The 17,324-nt window shown below is 62.7% G+C and carries 15 protein-coding genes, 1 tRNA gene and 1 pseudogene; 10 read left to right on the top strand and 7 right to left on the bottom strand.

Annotated elements, in window-relative coordinates:
* The first annotated feature begins 28 nt into the window (after positions 1 to 28).
* Positions 29 to 1,732, top strand: a complete 1,704-nt coding sequence (locus C481_RS12555; RefSeq protein WP_006109595.1) for a hypothetical protein — start codon at positions 29 to 31, stop codon at positions 1,730 to 1,732.
* A 129-nt stretch (positions 1,733 to 1,861) separates the two neighbouring features.
* Here the strand turns inward: C481_RS12555 and katG are convergent, their stop codons facing one another.
* The 4 genes from katG to C481_RS12535 all read right to left on the bottom strand — a co-directional run bounded on the left by katG (position 1,862) and on the right by C481_RS12535 (position 8,259).
* Positions 1,862 to 4,045, bottom strand: coding sequence for a catalase/peroxidase HPI (katG, locus tag C481_RS12550; RefSeq protein WP_006109594.1), 2,184 nt, complete (start codon positions 4,043 to 4,045; stop codon positions 1,862 to 1,864).
* 231 nt (positions 4,046 to 4,276) lie between these two features.
* Positions 4,277 to 5,617: a RimK family alpha-L-glutamate ligase gene (locus tag C481_RS12545; protein WP_006109593.1), complete on the bottom strand. Its 1,341-nt coding sequence runs from the start codon at positions 5,615 to 5,617 to the stop codon at positions 4,277 to 4,279.
* A 94-nt stretch (positions 5,618 to 5,711) separates the two neighbouring features.
* Entirely contained in the window at positions 5,712 to 7,187 is a 1,476-nt protein-coding gene (locus C481_RS12540) for a flippase (protein ID WP_006109592.1), read from the bottom strand.
* A gap of 322 nt (positions 7,188 to 7,509) precedes the next feature.
* Entirely contained in the window at positions 7,510 to 8,259 is a 750-nt protein-coding gene (locus C481_RS12535; RefSeq protein ID WP_006109591.1) for a GNAT family N-acetyltransferase, read from the bottom strand.
* 110 nt (positions 8,260 to 8,369) lie between these two features.
* On the opposite strand from C481_RS12535, the gene C481_RS12530 reads away from it, so the two are divergent.
* From C481_RS12530 to C481_RS12505, 6 genes and pseudogenes are all read left to right on the top strand, one after another.
* Positions 8,370 to 9,491, top strand: coding sequence for a succinylglutamate desuccinylase/aspartoacylase family protein (locus tag C481_RS12530; RefSeq protein ID WP_006109590.1), 1,122 nt, complete (start codon positions 8,370 to 8,372; stop codon positions 9,489 to 9,491).
* A gap of 141 nt (positions 9,492 to 9,632) precedes the next feature.
* Positions 9,633 to 10,064 carry a succinate dehydrogenase, cytochrome b556 subunit gene (gene sdhC / locus C481_RS12525; protein ID WP_006109589.1) on the top strand — a complete coding sequence of 144 codons (432 nt, stop codon included), beginning with the start codon at positions 9,633 to 9,635 and terminating at the stop codon, positions 10,062 to 10,064.
* A complete protein-coding gene (locus C481_RS12520; protein WP_006109588.1) occupies positions 10,064 to 10,429 on the top strand; it encodes a succinate dehydrogenase subunit D in 366 nt (121 codons plus the stop codon). The genes sdhC and C481_RS12520 overlap by 1 nt, the downstream gene beginning before the upstream one ends.
* Position 10,430: 1 nt before the next feature.
* Positions 10,431 to 11,309, top strand: a complete 879-nt coding sequence (locus C481_RS12515; RefSeq protein WP_006109587.1) for a succinate dehydrogenase/fumarate reductase iron-sulfur subunit — start codon at positions 10,431 to 10,433, stop codon at positions 11,307 to 11,309.
* 1 nt (position 11,310) lies between these two features.
* Positions 11,311 to 13,117: pseudogene (locus C481_RS12510) on the top strand (FAD-binding protein).
* Between the two features lie 116 nt (positions 13,118 to 13,233).
* Positions 13,234 to 14,538 carry a 5'-deoxyadenosine deaminase gene (locus tag C481_RS12505; RefSeq protein WP_006109586.1) on the top strand — a complete coding sequence of 435 codons (1,305 nt, stop codon included), beginning with the start codon at positions 13,234 to 13,236 and terminating at the stop codon, positions 14,536 to 14,538.
* 34 nt (positions 14,539 to 14,572) lie between these two features.
* On the opposite strand, the gene C481_RS12500 is transcribed toward C481_RS12505, so the two are convergent.
* Positions 14,573 to 14,767: a XapX domain-containing protein gene (locus C481_RS12500; protein ID WP_006109585.1), complete on the bottom strand. Its 195-nt coding sequence runs from the start codon at positions 14,765 to 14,767 to the stop codon at positions 14,573 to 14,575.
* A gap of 152 nt (positions 14,768 to 14,919) precedes the next feature.
* On the opposite strand from C481_RS12500, the gene C481_RS12495 reads away from it, so the two are divergent.
* A complete protein-coding gene (locus C481_RS12495; RefSeq protein ID WP_006109584.1) occupies positions 14,920 to 15,144 on the top strand; it encodes a helix-turn-helix domain-containing protein in 225 nt (74 codons plus the stop codon).
* A gap of 53 nt (positions 15,145 to 15,197) precedes the next feature.
* On the opposite strand, the gene C481_RS12490 is transcribed toward C481_RS12495, so the two are convergent.
* Positions 15,198 to 16,013 carry an HD domain-containing protein gene (locus C481_RS12490; protein ID WP_006109583.1) on the bottom strand — a complete coding sequence of 272 codons (816 nt, stop codon included), beginning with the start codon at positions 16,011 to 16,013 and terminating at the stop codon, positions 15,198 to 15,200.
* 64 nt (positions 16,014 to 16,077) lie between these two features.
* Positions 16,078 to 16,557 (bottom strand): redoxin domain-containing protein, encoded by a 480-nt coding sequence (locus C481_RS12485; protein ID WP_006109582.1) that lies wholly within the window; start codon positions 16,555 to 16,557, stop codon positions 16,078 to 16,080.
* A 328-nt stretch (positions 16,558 to 16,885) separates the two neighbouring features.
* On the opposite strand from C481_RS12485, the gene tatA reads away from it, so the two are divergent.
* Together tatA and C481_RS12475 are read left to right on the top strand one after the other, a co-directional pair.
* Positions 16,886 to 17,194 carry a twin-arginine translocase TatA/TatE family subunit gene (gene tatA / locus C481_RS12480; RefSeq protein WP_006109581.1) on the top strand — a complete coding sequence of 103 codons (309 nt, stop codon included), beginning with the start codon at positions 16,886 to 16,888 and terminating at the stop codon, positions 17,192 to 17,194.
* A 13-nt stretch (positions 17,195 to 17,207) separates the two neighbouring features.
* Positions 17,208 to 17,280 (top strand) — tRNA-Arg (locus tag C481_RS12475).
* The last annotated feature ends 44 nt before the right edge of the window (positions 17,281 to 17,324 follow it).

Genomic DNA, 17,324 nt, shown 5'->3' with positions numbered 1-17,324 from the left:
GAAGTACGATCCGATTGCAGGGGCGACTATGTCCGAGGATCCACCCGACAGTTCGTCGAACGCGAGACCGACCGAGAACTCGGGGACCCACCGGCGGCGCGCCCACCGCAAAATGACTACCGATCCCGACCGAATCCGGGAGTGGGCCGAGTCTCGCGACGCCGTTCCCGTCTCGACGTACGGCGGTGAAGGCAGCGGTGGCAGCCACGATTACACGTTCGCCCGTCGAGACGACCTTGCGGATCACCACGAAGCGCAGTCCTGGGACGAGTTCAGCGAGACGTTCAGCAACGAGGATCTGGTGTTCGTCTACGAGGCCACCGAGTCCGCAGCGCAAGACCGCGGCCGCGGCGCAACGGACACGGCCGAAGCGCAGTCGGACGCCGACGATCGCTCGCTCGGCACCTTCGAACTCGTCGACCGAACCCAGGCCTTCGACCGCGCCGAACTCGGCGAGAGCGAACTCGAGGACCAACTCCGACGGGGCGAGCGCGTCACAACTGAACTCGTCGAAACGCAGCGGATCGAGCGCGACATCGTCGAACGCGACACGATCGAGAGCGAGGTCATCGACTCCGAACTCCTCGAACGCCGCGTCGTCGACTCCGAACTCCTCGACCGGAAGGCCGTCGACATCGAGTTCATCGACGAGTCGCTCGTCGAGGTCACGACCGACGAGGCCCGCCTCGAAACGGTCGAGGAGATCGAGCGCTACACGGTCGAAAGCCGCGTCGTCAACGTCGATATCGACCACAACGACGCGCTCACCCGAGACGAGATCGAGACGGACAGCGCCTTCGAGCGCGTCCAGGAATCGATTCTCGAGAGCGATATCGTCCGAACGGACGCCGACCCCGAGGCGGTCATCGAACAGGAGGTCATCGAGAGCAAGCGCGGCGAAGGCGATACCGTTCGGAGCGACCTCATCGAGCGTCGCACCGTTGAAGACGAAATCGCCGAACGGCTCGTGATGCGCTTTGCGCTCGAGGACAGCGACATCCTCGACGCTGAACTCGTCAGCAGCACGGTTCTCGACGGGGAGATTATCGACAGCGAGGAGTACGAGACGATGGCGGCGGCGGAGATGCATTCGCCGGCCGGAGCGGAGGAAGGTGCCGAGTCGGGGGCGGGTGTGACTGGAGAAACGGGAGCGAAAGCAGGACCCGGGGCGGCGGAGACGGCAGAGATGGAGTCACGCAGTACTGATCAGACGGAAGCGCTGGAGACCGGAACCGCCGGTAACGAGGAGACTGCGGCCGGTAGAGGGGAGGGGGTGACTGAACCGAGTGCGGCTGGTGCGGGATCGGCTTCGACGGAGGCTGGAACGGGATCGGCGACTGGTGACGAGATGGAAACGGGTGCGGGAGAGATGGACGAAACGCGAGAGGGGGCTGGAGAGCCCGAAATGGGAGCGGAGCCGGAGTCGAGGTCGTCGGGAGAGTCAAAGTCGGAACCAGGGCCAGAGTCGGAGACCCCGACGGTAGACCCGGATGCGACGGTATCGATTTCGGCTGCGGATCAAGGGAAAGACGTCGTCGACGAGTCGGGAAATCAGATCGGGATTATTTCGACGGTTGAGGAAGGAACTGCGTACGTCGATCCGAAGTCGGGGCTGACGGATCGGTTACGGGCGCGACTCAATTGGGGCGGTCACGGTGACGACGAGTATCCGGTCGAACCGGCACAGATAACGGCGGTGAGAGAGGACGAGGTAGTCGTCAGGAGCAAATGAAATAGCAAGCGCTGAAAGAACAGTATTTGAGTTCGTTCGGAGACCGCAAGTGGCGTTCCTCGAGCAGGCCGGCGTCGGCCGCCGGAAATATCGAGTGGCGGCCGTGTGACGCCCGGCTTCTGCGCGGGGTTACTCGAGGTCGAAGCGATCGAGCATCATCACTTTGTTCCACGCGTCCACGAAGTCACGCACGAACTTCTCCTCCGCGTCGTCGGATGCGTAGACGTCCGCGATGACTCGAAGCCGAGCGTTCGAACCGAAGACGAGGTCCGCGCGGGTAGCCGTCCACTCGACGTCACCCGTCTCACGGTCGCGCAGATCGAAAACCTCGTCGTCCCCGGATTTCGAGGGCGCTTCCCAACCCATGATGTCTTGGGAGTCGTCGGACGCTTCCCACTCGTAGTCCATGTCGAGCAGGTTCACGAAGAAGTCGTTGGTCAGCGTCTCCGGTTGGTCGGTGAGGACGCCGAGCTCGGAGCCCTGATAGTTCGCGTTCAGTGCGCGCATGCCGCCGACCAGAACCGTCATCTCGGGTGCCGTCAGATCCAGGAGATCTGCCTTGTCAACCAACAGTTCCTCCTGCGACTGATCGGCCTCGTCCGAGTAATAGTTACGGAACCCGTCGGCTTCGGGTTTGAGCGCCTCGAAGGACTCGACGTCGGTCTGTTCCTGCGTGGCGTCGGTTCGACCCGGTTCGAACGGAATCTCCACGTCGTAGCCGGCGTCCGCCGCAGCCCGTTCGACGGCTGCGTTGCCGCCAAGCACGATCAGGTCGGCCAGCGAGACCCGCACGTCGTCGGATCGCGAGCCGTTGAAGTCCTCCCGGATCGCTTCGTAGGTCGAAAGCACCGTCTCCAGCTGGTCCGGCTCGTTTACCTCCCAGTCCTTCTGCGGTTTGAGACGGACGCGAGCCCCGTTCGCGCCGCCGCGCTTGTCGCTGTCGCGGTACGTCGACGCCGACGCCCAGGCGGTCTTGACCAACTGGGAGACAGAGAGGTCCGACGCGAGGATCTCCTCCTTGAGCTCGGCGATCTCCTCGTCGCCGATTAGGTCGTAGTCGGCGTCGGGGATCGGGTCCTGCCACAGCATCTCCTCGTCCGGCACTTCCGGGCCGAGGAACCGCTCCGCCGGGCCCATGTCGCGGTGGATCAGCTTGTACCAGGCCTTCGCGAACGCCTCCCGGAACTCCTTCGGGTTCTCCTGGAAGCGCTCGATGATCTCCCGGTAGTCGGGATCCCGCTTGAGCGCGACGTCCGTCGTCAGCATCATCACGTTTTCTTTCTCCGACGGGTCCTCGGTACCGGGTGCGGCCTCGTCGAGTTCGCCGTTCTGCGTGGTCCACTGCCAGGCACCGCCGGGGCCCTTCTCGGGCCACCACTTGTACTCGAGCAGGGTGTTGATGTAGCCCATGTCCCACTGGGTCGGCGTGGTGTTCCACGGGCCCTCGATCCCGCTGGTGATCGCGTCGGCCCCCTTGCCGGAGCCGTGGCTGCTCTCCCAGCCGAGCCCCTGCTGATCGATAGGAGCGGCTTCGGGCTCGGGACCGACGTGTTCGTCGGGATCGGCGGCGCCGTGGACTTTCCCGAAGGTGTGGCCGCCGGCGATGAGCGCGGCCGTCTCCTCGTCGCTCATCGCCATCAGGCCGAACGACTCTCGAATCCGTTCCGCCGACTTCTCCGGATCCGGCTCGCTGTCCGGGCCTTCCGGATTCACGTAGATGAGACCCATCACGGTGGCGGCGAGCGTCCCTTCGAGTTCGCCGTTCTCGTCGAAGCGGTCGGACCCTTCCCACTCGTCTTCGGGCCCCCAGTCGACGGCATCGTCGGGCCGGTATTCGTCCTCGCGTCCGCCGGCGAAGCCGAACGTCTCGAAGCCCATCGATTCGAGGGCGACGTTCCCGGCCAGAACGATTAGGTCGGACCACGAGAGCTTGCGGCCGTACTTCTGCTTGACCGGAGAGAGCAGCCGGCGCGCCTTGTCGAGGTTCGCGTTGTCGGGCCAGCTGTTGAGGGGTGCAAAGCGCTGTCGACCGCCGGACGCGCCGCCGCGACCGTCGCTGGTGCGGTACGTGCCGGCGCTGTGCCACGCCATGCGAATGAAAAGAGGGCCGTAGTGGCCGTAGTCGGCCGGCCACCAGTCTTGCGACGTCGTCATAACGTCCTCGATGTCCGCCTTCACTTCGTCGAGGTCGAGTTTCTCGAACTCCTCGGCGTAGTCGAAGTCCTCGTCCATCGGATTGGACGTGGAGACGTTCTGATCGAGGAGGTCCACGTTCAACCGGTTTGGCCACCAGTCTCGGTTTGACTTAGTCATCAGTGTGTAATTGCTACGTTCGCCTATTAAGATTTGCTAATCCGGTATGATGTCTTCGCTACGACCCAAGCAATCTTCTGAACGGAGGAAGTTTTATCAGTGATCTATTTGCACTGTGCCTTCGGCACAACCGCTGAGACTGGTGCTAGATGACCGTCGGTACGGACTGGTTTTCAACAAGGATCTCGAAATCGAAACGAATATTCGCGGGTCGGTCGGTCAACTACCGGTCTATTCTTCTTCCGGTAGATCATCCGCGTCGCGGTCTGCACGTCGACCGACGTCGACGCGGTAGTGAGAAAGAATGTCCCGTCCGAGTAAGACCGGGTAATCCATATGGTCCCGATCTTCGACGCTTGCAGTTACCGTGTGCTGATTTCCACCGACGCCAACGACGACATCGACGACCGGACGGCTCCGCGCGGACTTGCTGCTACCGGATTTGACCCGCGTAATCGACTTGATCGGCCCGGCTCCGATCTCGGCTGCGAGGCCGGTGTCGATGCTCGTTCTGGTCGCGCCCGTGTCCGATTTTGCCAGGACCCCCGTCGACCCGCTCGTTCCCGAGAGGATAACTTCCTCGGTGTAGCCGATCACCGCTGGCTCCGTTTCGGGTTGCGTTTGCCTGATCGGTTGTGCGCCCGGCTGGGAGTCGTCGAGTTCAGTCGCGAGTTCGTCGACGCGGTCCTGGTCGACGGTGCCGCCGGCGTGTTCGATGGCGAGTTTGGCGATGTAGGGGGCGGGGCTGATCCGGGTGGCTTCGTAGAGCCCTTTGAAGCCGGCCGTCGGGTTCACTTCGAGGACGTACCAGCCGTCGTCGCTTTCGACGAGATCGACGCCGGCGTAGTCGAGGCCGATGGCGTCCGCGGCGCGGGTGGCGAGCCGTCGAGCGGGTTCGGGGAGGTCGTCGGTTGCGTCCTCGACGGTGCCGCCGAGGGCGACGTTCGTCCGCCAGTCGTTGTCGGGCGCGTAGCGGTACATCGCCGCGATAATCGTGCCGTCGACGACGTAGATGCGCACGTCGCGGTGGCGCTGGTCGTCGCGGTCGATGAGTTCCTGGAGGAACGCGTAGCGGTTGCCGACCTTGGCGTTCACGGGATCGCCGGGGCCGACTTTCCAGGTGCCCCCGCCGTGGGTGCCGATCGCCGTCTTATAGACTGCTTCGTCGCCGTATCGGTCGCGGACCGCGTTCAGTTGGTCGCTGCTGAGGGCGAGGACGACGTTGGGGACCTGCACAGCAGCCGTTGCAAGTGCGGTCGCTGTCGAGAGTTTGTGCATTGCAGTGAGCACCGTCGCGGGGTCGTTGAGCATCGGGACGACCTGGGCGAACGTATTCGCGAGACCGAGTTCTTCGGCGGGTTGTTCGGTGTTCGAAAGGAGCATCCGGTTGGCGATGACATCGACAGCGGGTTCGAGGTCGACGCGACCGTCGGTGACGCTGATCGAGGTGTTTTCGTGGCGGAGCCACTCGGTATCGTGTCCGAGTTCATCGACGGCGTTGAGTATTGCTTTTGTCTCCTTGCTCGTGTGAAGACTCAGTACCCCGACGGTGACGGGCTCGGCAACGGCCATACCACTTCCACACCAACGGACGGGAAAAGTATTGGCTGGCGCTGTTCGCAGTGAGAGAGTCGTGCGGGCGTGATTGCCCGCTGTCACCGCGCTGTCACCGGATCGCTGCACGGACCTCACGTGGATCGACGAGACCGCTCACGACGGCGAGGACGGCCCACGTGGCCGCGCCGAGTGCGACTGCACCACCGAGCATCACGAGGTTCGACACCATCGGCGTGACGAGCAAGACGGCGACCGCCATCACACCGGTGATGAGACAGATCAGGCCCATCGACCGCCCGAGTCGATCGAGGTGCAACGAGAGTTCGGCGTGGACGATGTAGAGGTTCACGGCGACGTAAACCGTGTGGGTGATGACGGTTGCAATCGCGGCTCCGACGACGCCGAGCATCGGGATGAGCAGGAGGTTAAGGCCGAAGTTGGCGGCCGATGTGCCGCCCTTCGCGATGGCACGAGCGCGTGCACGACCGAGGTAGTCGAGACTGTCGCTGGTCAGGTTCGTAATCGCCTGCAGGACGACGAATCCGGCGAGGACCTGCAAGACGGGGATGGCACCGGCGTAGTCGGCGCCGAAAACCATTCTGACGAACGGCTCGGCGACGATCACGAGACCGACTGCGGCCGGCACGTACAGGAGCATCGTCTGTATGAGCGAGGTTTCGTAGATCTGCCGGGCCTGTTCGAGTTGGTCCGCGGCCTTCTGTTCCCCGAAGTTCGGCGAAATCGTGAAGCCGAGCGCCTCCGCGGGCGCGAGGACGAAATCGGTGATCTGCTTTCCGAGCGTATAGAAGGCGACCGCGGTCGGCGTCAGGAGCGCCCCGACCAGTACCGTGTCGATTTGCTTGTCGATGACGTTGGCGCTCCGCGTCGCCGTCAGCGGAACGCTGTACTTGAGGAGGCGGCGCGACAGGCCGGACTCGAACTCGTCTGCCGGCTCGTACTTGCGGTAAAACCGTTCGTAGAGGATGGTTATTCCGACCGCGGCGGCGATCGTATAGCCGATGACGTATCCGAAGAGTGCGCCGAGCGCGCCGAAACCGGCGAGGACGAGCGCGATGACGAAGGCGAACCGAGCAACGCCGGCGATCGCCTGAATCGCAGCGCTATAGCCCAGTGCATTGAATCCCTGGAACGCAACCTGCGAGAAGGCATTGAACGAGTTCACCACGATGTAGAGCGCGCCGATAGCGAGGAACGAGGCGACGCCGGGATTGCCGAGAGCGGCGGCGAGGTCGTCGTAGACCACCAGGAGAACGAGCGCGACGACGCTAACGACGCACAGTTTGGCGATGATCGTCGTCCGGAGGAGGTGGGGGATCTGACCGGGGTCTCGCTCGCTGTATTCGGAGATATACCGGGCGCTCGATTTGCCGAGTCCGATGTCGGCGAACAGTTGGATGACGGCGAGGATACCGATCACCCAGTAGAGTGCACCGTAGCCGTCCGGATCGAGCAAAAACCGGGCGAGGACGAACATCAGCAGGGCGCTCGAGACCATGTAGATGGCCCGAGCGACGAGCGTTGCCTTGAATCCGCGGACGATGTGATTCTGTGTCTCTGAGCTCATAGCGTGGGAACTGGTCCGGTAATCCCGATGTGCAGTAGGCGAGAGGCTGCGTCGAGTGGTCGAGCGAATCGGACGAACCGCTTGCGGTAGCGCGACCACAGCCGAGTACGCACTGCGTGTCCGGATGCGAGAGGTGCCAATTGTAATGCACAGACAACAGGAGTAGGCTCAGCGTACCGACCGGAAAAGAGACCGGCGTGACGAACCCTCGATCAGTAGTCCGGCGCACAATCCGCACGACCCGCCGCGAGTTGCCCCCCATCACGAGTTCTCCTGCAGCCGAGTTCACCGCACTCCGATCACGGATTACGACTGCTGGCGATCACAGATACGACGCATCCCAGCGCGTCGCCTTCCGCTGGTTCCCGCAGACGTTACACTCGATCTGTCCCATCGAACCCATCGCGTTTTCGAGCGAATCGCAGTTGCCACAGAACCAGCCGTACTGCGTCGTCCGCTCCTGATCCTCGTAGGCGACGTAGAACGGCGACTGCGATCCGCGGGCCGCCTCGCCGTAGTTGACGTAGACCGTCGTCCCGTCGATATCGAGTTCATCGACAGTTCCCCACCCCTCGTCGCCAAGATCTTGTTCGACGTAGACGTTCTCGGTGAACGTCTCTTCACCGATGTCGACCTTGCGCTGGCCGGCCCGTTCGAACCCGTGTTCCCGGTAGAACTCGTTGCCGCCCTCGTTATCCGCGAGGACGAAACACTCGATCTGATCGGCCCCCGAATCGAGCAGTTTCTCGCGAGTGCGGACGAGCAGGCGGACGCCGGTACCGCTGCCGCGTGCAGCCGGGTCGATATGGAGCCAGAGAATCCGCCCGGTGCCGTACTGCTGGCCGACGAGGTCGCTTTGGGAGTAGCCGACGAGTTCATCGTCGCGTTCGACCACGAGAACGACCGCATCGTCGCTCTCGAGTTCGTCGGCGAAGCCGTCGCTGTACCACTGGTCGATGGCGTCATCGATCGTCTCGCTGTCGAGAAAGTCGGTATACGTCGAGTGCAGTGAATCACGTGCGATCGATCGAATCGTCTCGACATCGTCGATAGTTGCCTCGCGCAGTTCCATGCGCGAGTGTATCATGACCTCGTATAAAACGTATGCCCCGGCTTGAACAATGTCTCTACTGCGCGCCAGTACGGACGAAGATTCACGTAACTGCCGGTCGAGAAACGCCCATGGGAGGCGACACGCCGACCGACGGCTCGTCGGGGACGGAACTGAACTCGTCGTCGTCGGCGACGGATGGGGACGGTAACGCGGCTGAGTGCGACGATGTGTTCACATACAACGGTGGCCGAGTCGATCCCGGCGAATCGGCGAACATCCGGTACGGTATCAGCGAAACCTATCTCGGGGACCCGATCAGGGTTCCAGTGACGATCATCAACGGGGCGAAACGGGGACCGACGGTCTGCCTCTCCGCTGCGGCCCACGGGGACGAACTCAACGGGATCGAGGTCGTCCGCGAGGTCGCCCACGACTGGGATCATTCCGAGTTACACGGAACGCTGGTTTGCCTGCCGGTGATGAACGTTCCCGGTTTTCTCGCCCAGGAGCGGTACCTGCCGATTTACGATCGGGACCTGAACAGATCGTTTCCCGGTCGCGAGGGGTCGACGAGCGCCCGGCGGATGGCATACCAGATCTTTACGAACTTCATCGAGCCCTGCGATCTGGGGATCGACTTTCACACATCCACTCGCGGGCGAACGAACATGCTACACGTCCGAGCAGATCTCGATAACCCAACGGTCGTTCGGCTCGCGAACGCGTTCAGTTCGAACGTCATCATCGGCGGCGATGGCCCTGCTGGAACGCTTCGCAGCGAGGCGACCGAGGCCGGTATCCCGACCATTACCGTCGAGATGGGGGAGGCCCACCGGTTTCAACGCCGCCTGATCGATCGCGCGCTGACCGGCGTCGCGAGCGTCCTCGCCGAGTTCGGCTGCCATCGCGAGTCCGCGGTTCACTGGCCCGGCTGGCGGGTCGTTATCAGCGACGACGACGAAAAGACGTGGTTGCGCGCGGATGCGGGCGGAATCGTCGACATGAAACACGGACGCGGCGCGCTGGTCGAAGAGGGCGACGTGATCTGTACGATCACCAACCCGTTCAAAGAGGAGGACGATATCGTCGCCGTCGAGGCCCCGTTCACCGGGCTCATCGTCGGCGTCCTCGAGAATCCGGTCGTGTATCCGGGGAATCCGCTCTGTCACCTCGTCGGCCTCGAACGCGACACGCGCACGGCATTAGAGCGCGAACAGCGGACCGAGCGGTCGCGGTCGGAACTGCGATAAGCGAGATTCACGGCCGTTCGAGCGGTGAACTCGGGTGCGAGTGAATTCGGTGTCCGGTAGAAACGGAGACGGGACGAAGAGGCAATGAGAGCGATAAAAGTAACTTCTATACCCCCGCGGTCTAACCGTCCACATGAGCGTATGAGTCAGTCTTACAATCGCGGCCTCATCGAGGACTTCGGTCGCTGGAAGGAGTTCTCGGCCGGCATGTGGGCGTGGATCTTCCACAAGTTCACCGGGTGGATGCTTATCGGCTATCTCTTCACCCACATCGCCGTGCTGAGTAGCGCCATCGCAGCGGCGAACGGAGAAACGATGATGATCGCCGGAGAACAGGTCAACGCATACACCGGGACGATTCAGGGCCTCGAGGGGCTCTTTATCATTCGCGTGCTCGAGGTCGGACTGCTTGCGGTCGCCGTCTTCCACATCTTAAACGGCATTCGACTGTTGATGGTCGACCTCGGCGTCGGTCTCACTGCCCAGGATAGGAGTTTCTACGCCTCGCTCGTTCTGACGGGCGTCATTACCGTTGCGAGCGTGCCGACCTTCCTCTCGGGGGTGGGCCTCTGATGGCGGAACGGTACTCCTCGTTCACGCCCGGCGGGACCGCGTGGTTCCTCCAGCGCGTCACGGCGGCGTTTCTGATCGTCGTGCTCGCGTTCCACTTCTTCCTCTTGCACTTCGTCAACCACGCCTCCGAGGTCACCCTCTTGGGAACACAGCAGCGCATGGACCACATCGGCTACTTCCTGACGATGGTCCTGTTCCTCGTGGCCGGTGCCTTCCACGGCGTCAACGGCGTCTACAACGCCCTCGTCAACCAGGGGCTGAGCGGCACCCCAAAGAAGGTTGTACTCGCAGTGCTTAGCCTCGCAGGACTCGCGCTCGTCGCACAGGGAACCTACGTTGCGCTCGTCATGGCGGAGATGATCTAATATGAGTACCCAGCAACAAGAGCCGGAGAGTCAGGAATCGCCACAGGATCCGGAGATGAAAGGCACCGAGTCGCCCCAGCAGCGGCGACTCCGAGAAAAACAGGAGGGAATGGTCGAGGACCAGGCCGAAAAGGAGGCCGAAGTCGAGGGCGAGACGGTCCACCTCAAGGTCTTCCGATACGATCCGGAGATCGCTGACAAGCAGGAACCTCGCTTCGACGACTTCCACGTCCCCTTCGAGAAGGGGATGACCGTCCTCGACGCTGTCATGTACGCCCGCGACGAGTTCGATTCGTCGCTGACGTTCCGTCACTCCTGTCGGCAGGCCGTCTGTGGGTCGGACGCCTTCTTCGTAAACGGCAAGCAGCGACTCGGCTGCAAGACGCAGATTTCGGACCTACAGCAGCCCGTTCGCATCGAACCGCTGCCCTACCAGGAGGTCGTCAAGGACCTGGTCGTCGACATGGACCACTTCTACGACCAGATGCACGCCGTCGAACCGTACTTCCAGAACGACGACACGCCGGACTCGAGCGACTTGGAGGAACAGCGCCAGTCCCGCGAGAACCGCGAGAAGGTCAAGATGTCCACGCGGTGTATCTGGTGTGGCGCGTGCATGTCCTCGTGTAATATCGCCGCGGGCGACAACGAGTACCTCGGACCGGCAGCGATCAACAAGGCCTACAAGTTCGCGATGGACGACCGCGAACCCGAGGACGTCAAGGAGCACCGACTCCGCATCATGGAGCAGGAACACGGCGTCTGGCGGTGTCAGACCCAGTTCTCCTGTACCAATGTGTGTCCGAAGGACATCCCGCTGACCGAGCACATTCAGGAGCTCAAGCGGGAGGCAGTCAAGAAGAACCTGAAGTTCTGGTAATATGTACGAACACGACGTCATCGTGGTCGGCGCTGGCGGCGCCGGCCTCCGAGCCGCGATCGCAGCGAACGAGGCAGGCGCCGACACGGCGATCGTCTCGAAACTCCATCCGGTCCGCAGCCACACCGGCGCGGCAGAAGGGGGGATCAACGCCGCACTTCAGGAGGGCGACGACTGGGAACTCCACGCCTACGACACGATGAAGGGCTCCGACTACCTGGCCGACGCGCCGGCGGTCGAGACCCTCGCCCAGGACGCTCCCGAGGACACCATCACGCTCGAACACTGGGGGATGCCCTTCTCCCGCGAGGACGACGGCCGCGTTTCCCAGCGCCCGTTCGGCGGCCTCTCGTACCCTCGTACCACCTACGCCGGCGCGGAGACCGGTCACCACCTGCTGCACACGATGTACGAGCAGGTCGTCAAACGCGGTATCCAGGTCTACGACGAGTGGTACGTGATGAACCTGGCGACGACCGACGAGGACGATCCCAACGACCGCCGGTGCGAGGGCGTCGTCGCCTACGACGTGCAGTCCGGTACCGTGGAGGGATTCAAGGCCAACCAGAGCGTCATCCTCGCGACCGGCGGCCCCGGCCAGGCCTTCGATCACACCACCAACGCCGTCTCCTGCACCGGCGACGGCCACGCGATGGCATATCGTGCGGGCGCGCCGCTCGAGGACATGGAGTTCATCCAGTTCCACCCGACCTCGCTCCCATCGACCGGCGTCCTCATCTCCGAGGGCGTCCGCGGCGAAGGCGGTATCCTCTACAACAACGAGGGCGAGCGGTTCATGTTCGAGCACGGCTACGCGAACAACTCCGGTGAACTCGCCTCCCGCGACGTTGTCGCCCGAGCGGAACTCACCGAAGTCAACGAGGGTCGGGGGATCGAGGACGAGTACGTTCACCTCGACATGCGCCACCTCGGCGAGGAGCGAATCATGGACCGACTCGAGAACATTCTGCACCTCGCGGAGGACTTCGAGGGGGTCGACGGCCTCGTCGAGCCGATGCCGGTCAAGCCCGGCCAGCACTACGCGATGGGTGGTATCGAGGTCGACGAGAACGGCCAGACCTGCGTCAACGGCCTCTACGCGGCCGGCGAGTGCGCCTGCGTCTCCGTCCACGGTGGAAATCGCTTAGGTGGCAACGCGTTGCCCGAACTCATCGTCTTCGGCAAGCGTGCGGGCCGTCACGCCGCCGGCGAAGACCTCGGCGAACCCGAGATTCGGACCGGCTACGGCGACGACGTCGAGGACGAAGACGACACCGAGTTACCGGTTGCACCCGGTGCGGCCGGACTCGATTCGACCGACGATGTTGCCGCCGACGGCGGGGTTGCCGCCGAGACGGGAACGCTCGAGCGCGCCGTCGAACGCGAGCGCGAGCGCGTCGACCGCCTGATGGAGCGCGACGAGGGCGTTCAACACGCCGAGATTCGCGCAAAGCTCCAGAAAGCGATGACCNGGCATCAAGAAAGCGCTGAAGATCATCCGCGAGTGCCGCGAGGAGTACCAGAACGTCTACGTCGACGATCCATCGCGGACGTTCAACACCGACCTCCAGCACACGATCGAGACGCGCAACCTGATCGACGTCGCAGAGACGATTGCACTCGGCGCACTCGTGCGAAACGAGTTCCGCGGCGCACACTGGCGACAGGAGAACCAGATCCGCGACGACGAGAACTGGCTCAAACACACGCTCGTCTCCTGGGACGACGGCGCGCCCGGCATCTTCTATCGCCCGGTCATTCTCGAGGGCCAGGATAAGACCTACGAGCCGAAAGAGCGCAGTTACTGACGTCTCTCTGCGGTTCTGCTCGCGGCCGATTCTTCGAACTCGTTCCCTCGTGTTCCCGTTTTCGACACCCACCAACCACCAGAGCTAAGGCACCCGCCAGGCTATCCTGGGCCGGTATGTTGCTGTCGGGGACCGTCGTCGCCGACGCCGACACCGTGATTCCGGACGGTGCCGTCGTCGTCGAGGGCGACATCATCGTTGCCGTTGGAGACCGTTCGACGTGTCGCGACCAGTATCCGGGCCACGAGCACCACGCCTGTGACGTGCTCGTGCCAGGCACAGTCGGCGGACACGTTCACTCCGTCCAGAGCCTCGGTCGCGGTATCGCCGACGACACCGAACTGCTCGAATGGCTCTCCGAGTACGTCCTCCCGATGGAGGCCTCCCTCTCGGCCGACGGGATGCGCGCCGCCGCCGAACTGGGGTATCTCGAACTGATCGAGAGCGGGACGACGACCTGCATCGACCACCTCTCCGTCGCCCACGCCGAGGAAGCCTTCGAGGCCGCTCGCGAGTTCGGCATCCGCGGTCGACTCGGGAAGGTGTTGATGGACAAGGATTCACCGGCCGGCCTGCTCGAAGAGACCGACGCGGCACTCGAAGAGAGCGAACGGCTCGTTCGACGGTATCACGGCGTCGACGACGGCCGCATTCGGTACGCCGTGACGCCGCGATTCGCCGTGAGCTGTACCGAGGCGTGTCTCCGCGGCGCGAGAGAACTCGCGGACGCCTACGAGGGGGTGATGATCCACACGCACGCGAGCGAGAATCGCGGCGAGATCGAAGCTGTCGAGGACGAAACCGGCAAGCGAAACATCCACTGGCTCGACGAGGTCGGGTTGACCGGGGAGGATGTCGTGCTCGCTCACTGCGTTTGGACCGACGAGGGAGAACGCGAGGTGCTCGCGGAGACGGGGACCAACGTCACCTACTGCCCGTCGTCGAACATGAAACTCGCGAGCGGGATCGCGCCGGTTCTCGACTACCTTGACCGCGGGATCAACGTCGCGCTGGGGAACGACGGGCCGCCGTGTAACAACACGCTCGATCCGTTCACGGAGATGCGACAGGCCAGTTTGCTCCAGAAGGTCGACCACCTCGATTCCGAGGCGCTGCCGGCCAAGACGGTGTTCGAGATGGCAACCGTCAACGGTGCGCAGGCGGCCGGCTTCGACCGCGTCGGGAAACTCCGCGAGGGCTGGAAGGCGGACATCGTCGGCCTCGAGACGGACATTACTCGCGCGACGCCGCTTCACGACGTCCTCTCACATCTCGCGTTCGCCGCTCACGGAGACGACGTGCAGTTCTCGATGGTCGATGGGGAGGTCCTCATGCAGGATGGCGAGGTGCTCGTTGCCGACGCTGACGCGATCAGGAGTCGCGCCCGCGAGTTCGCGGCCGAGATGGATGTCACCGCGTGACGAATAGTCGTTCGACAGTCGACGTGAACTAGCGTTAGAAACCGATCGAGTCGAGAATGCCGAGGCTGAGGCCGGTCGCGGTAACAGCTTTGTAGCCGAGATAGATTCCGACGATGCCCATGAGACCGGGGAGCTCGGGCGGGGCTGGAATCGGGACGTCGACTAGCGCGAAGAACGCGCCGGTGAGTGTGCCGGTGAGCAGTCCCAGAACGACGAGTTGGAAGTCCATACCGGGGAGAACGTGGGAAGCGACAAAAACACGCTGGCTCGCGTTCGGTCCACCGGTTTCCCCGTCGACACGATATACCCCGTTCTCGTCCCAGGCATTTCGACGAACAACGATACCCAATTTTAATATCGTCGAACAAGGGATGGTGTAGTATGCAACTCAGTGAACGACCGACGGCGGATGTCTCGATCCCAGACGAGTTCGATTCGGCGCAGGCGAAAGTCGTCTATCTCTACTTGCACGTTTGGCCGGGATCGACAGCCGACGACCTCTGTGCGGCATTGAGTATTAACAAGGGGACCGTTCTTTCGATCATCCGGACGCTTCGCAAGCGCGGCTACGTTGAGCGGGATGAGGGCCAGTATCGGCTCTGTTGACGGCTATAACTGGCAGTGGGGGGAAAACGGTCGCCGATCGATCAGGGAAGCGCCTAGAGTTCGATCCGCTCGACCAACTGATCGTGGTTCTCGTTCGTGTTGACCGCGACGATACGAATCTTGTCCTCCAGCCCCGAGTCACGGAGTTTCGCCTTGAGGAGATTGTCCACCTGATAGACGCCGGCGGCGTTGGTCATCGCGATTTCGACCATCACCGGACTGGTTTCGCCTTCGTAGAGCGAAACTTGACTGATCGCCTGACTCGAGAGCGTGTTGATCCCGCGACCGCCGTGTTCGTAGGGGATGCGCGAGCGGCCGCTTTCCATATCCAGCGCGTCGGCAACGCGGATGATGCCGGCCTCGGTCGTCAGCGGCGTCTCGGCCGTATGATGACAGAGAATCGCGTGCAGAACCTCCCCTTTCATGCGGACCTGCTCGGCGAGATCGTAGAACTCGGGGAGGATCCGGTCGAGAATGTCGGCAGCGAGCGGGATCGAGTAGTAGACGTGTTCGTCCCGATGGACCACGTGGCCGATGTCGTGCAGCGTCGCCGCGAGGGCGATGATCACCGATTCGTCCGCCTCGCCGAGTCCTTGCTGGCGTGCGCCGTTGAAGTCGACGTTACCCGCTTTGAGGAGGTCGTACAGACAGAGCGCGCGATTGCGAACGATCTCGATGTGCTTTCGACCGTGATCGTTGTAGCGCATCCGGTCGACGGCGTTGACGTTCTGGGCCTCGAGATACGTCTGAATCTCTTCGTCCTCTTCGAGGCGTTCGAGGACCGTATTCAGTTTCTCGTCGGGGAAATTGTGCTCGCTCTCGGGAACGTAGACACGGCTTCCATTATCGTCACCAGCAGTATCGCTCATACCGTCCACGTCGGTTGCAGGCTAAAAAAGCGCTGCGCCGGTTGCCGATTTGGCGACGACGCGCTTAGGCGAGGTCTTCGACAGCCGCCTCAACCTCCGCGTATTCCGGTTCGACGCCCGGATCGTCGCTGACCCAGGAATACGTAATTTCGCCGTCTGCATCGACCACGAACACCGAGCGCTTGGCGACGCCGTAGACGCCGAGGTCGTCGAAGTCCATCGCGATCCCGTACTCGTCGATGATCTCCTTGTTGAAGTCGCTGATCAGGCCGAACTCGAGGTCGTTCTGCGCGCGGAACTCGTTAAGCGCGAACGGCGAGTCACGGCTGACTCCGTAGACCGACGCGTCGAGGTCATCGAAAGCAGCGAGCCGGTCCTGGAACGTACACATTTCTTCGGTGCAGACGCCCGTGAACGCACCGGGGAAGAACGCAAGGACGATCGGTGCCTCCTCGTCGAGTTCAGCCGAGAGACTGAACTCGTCGACGTCGCCGTTTGCGAGCGGTGCGGTAAAGTCGGGTGCGGCATCACCAGTTGCTGGCATCGTCACCACCTTACGTACAGGTAGGAAAGACAGTTTCGTTCGCGGACCGAACCCGCGTGGCGGATTGTGGCGAGTTCAGTAAAGAGTACTGTGCGCATGATTATTTCTGTCTCGCCGGGGAAGCGCTGAACCGGGGCTGTAGGGACCGCTTACTGACCGGTAGTCCCCTTCCGACCGGCTGTTCGGCGGGATTCGCTGGACGGAACCCGTTGTGAATACTGGTGGTGATCGCCGGCTGAACTCGTCAGAGAGTGACCTGTTGGCGGCCCCTGAAGGACTGGGAGGTCCAAAAAGGTTATAATTGCCAGCGGGTAAGCCACGCATAGAGATGGTAGCCGAAATCGCACCGCTGTTCGCTCCTGTTCCAGGGGGCCCAGAACTACTGATCATCCTTTTCATCGCCATTCTGCTGTTCGGGGCGAACAAGATCCCGCAACTAGCACGCTCGACCGGCGAGGCTATGGGCGAGTTCCAGAAGGGGCGTGAGAAGGTCGAAACAGAACTCGAAGAGATGCGCGACGGTGACTTCGAGGGCGACCTCGACGACGAGGACGACGATTTCGTCGACACGGAGCCGGTCACCACTGAAGACGACGAGACGGAGACGGAAACCAGCACAGACACCACGACCAACTAACCGTCTTTTTGCGGGGCGTGTGGCCTAGCGGAGAGGGCAGGAGGTTCCTAACCTTCTGATCGTGGGTTCGAATCCCGCCACGCCCGTGCAGCGAGGAACGAAGTGACGAGTGAACCGGCATGGCGGGATT

The organism is Natrialba asiatica DSM 12278, from assembly GCF_000337555.1.
GTDB lineage: Archaea > Halobacteriota > Halobacteria > Halobacteriales > Natrialbaceae > Natrialba > Natrialba asiatica.
This window is presented reverse-complemented; position numbering and strand designations above follow the sequence as displayed.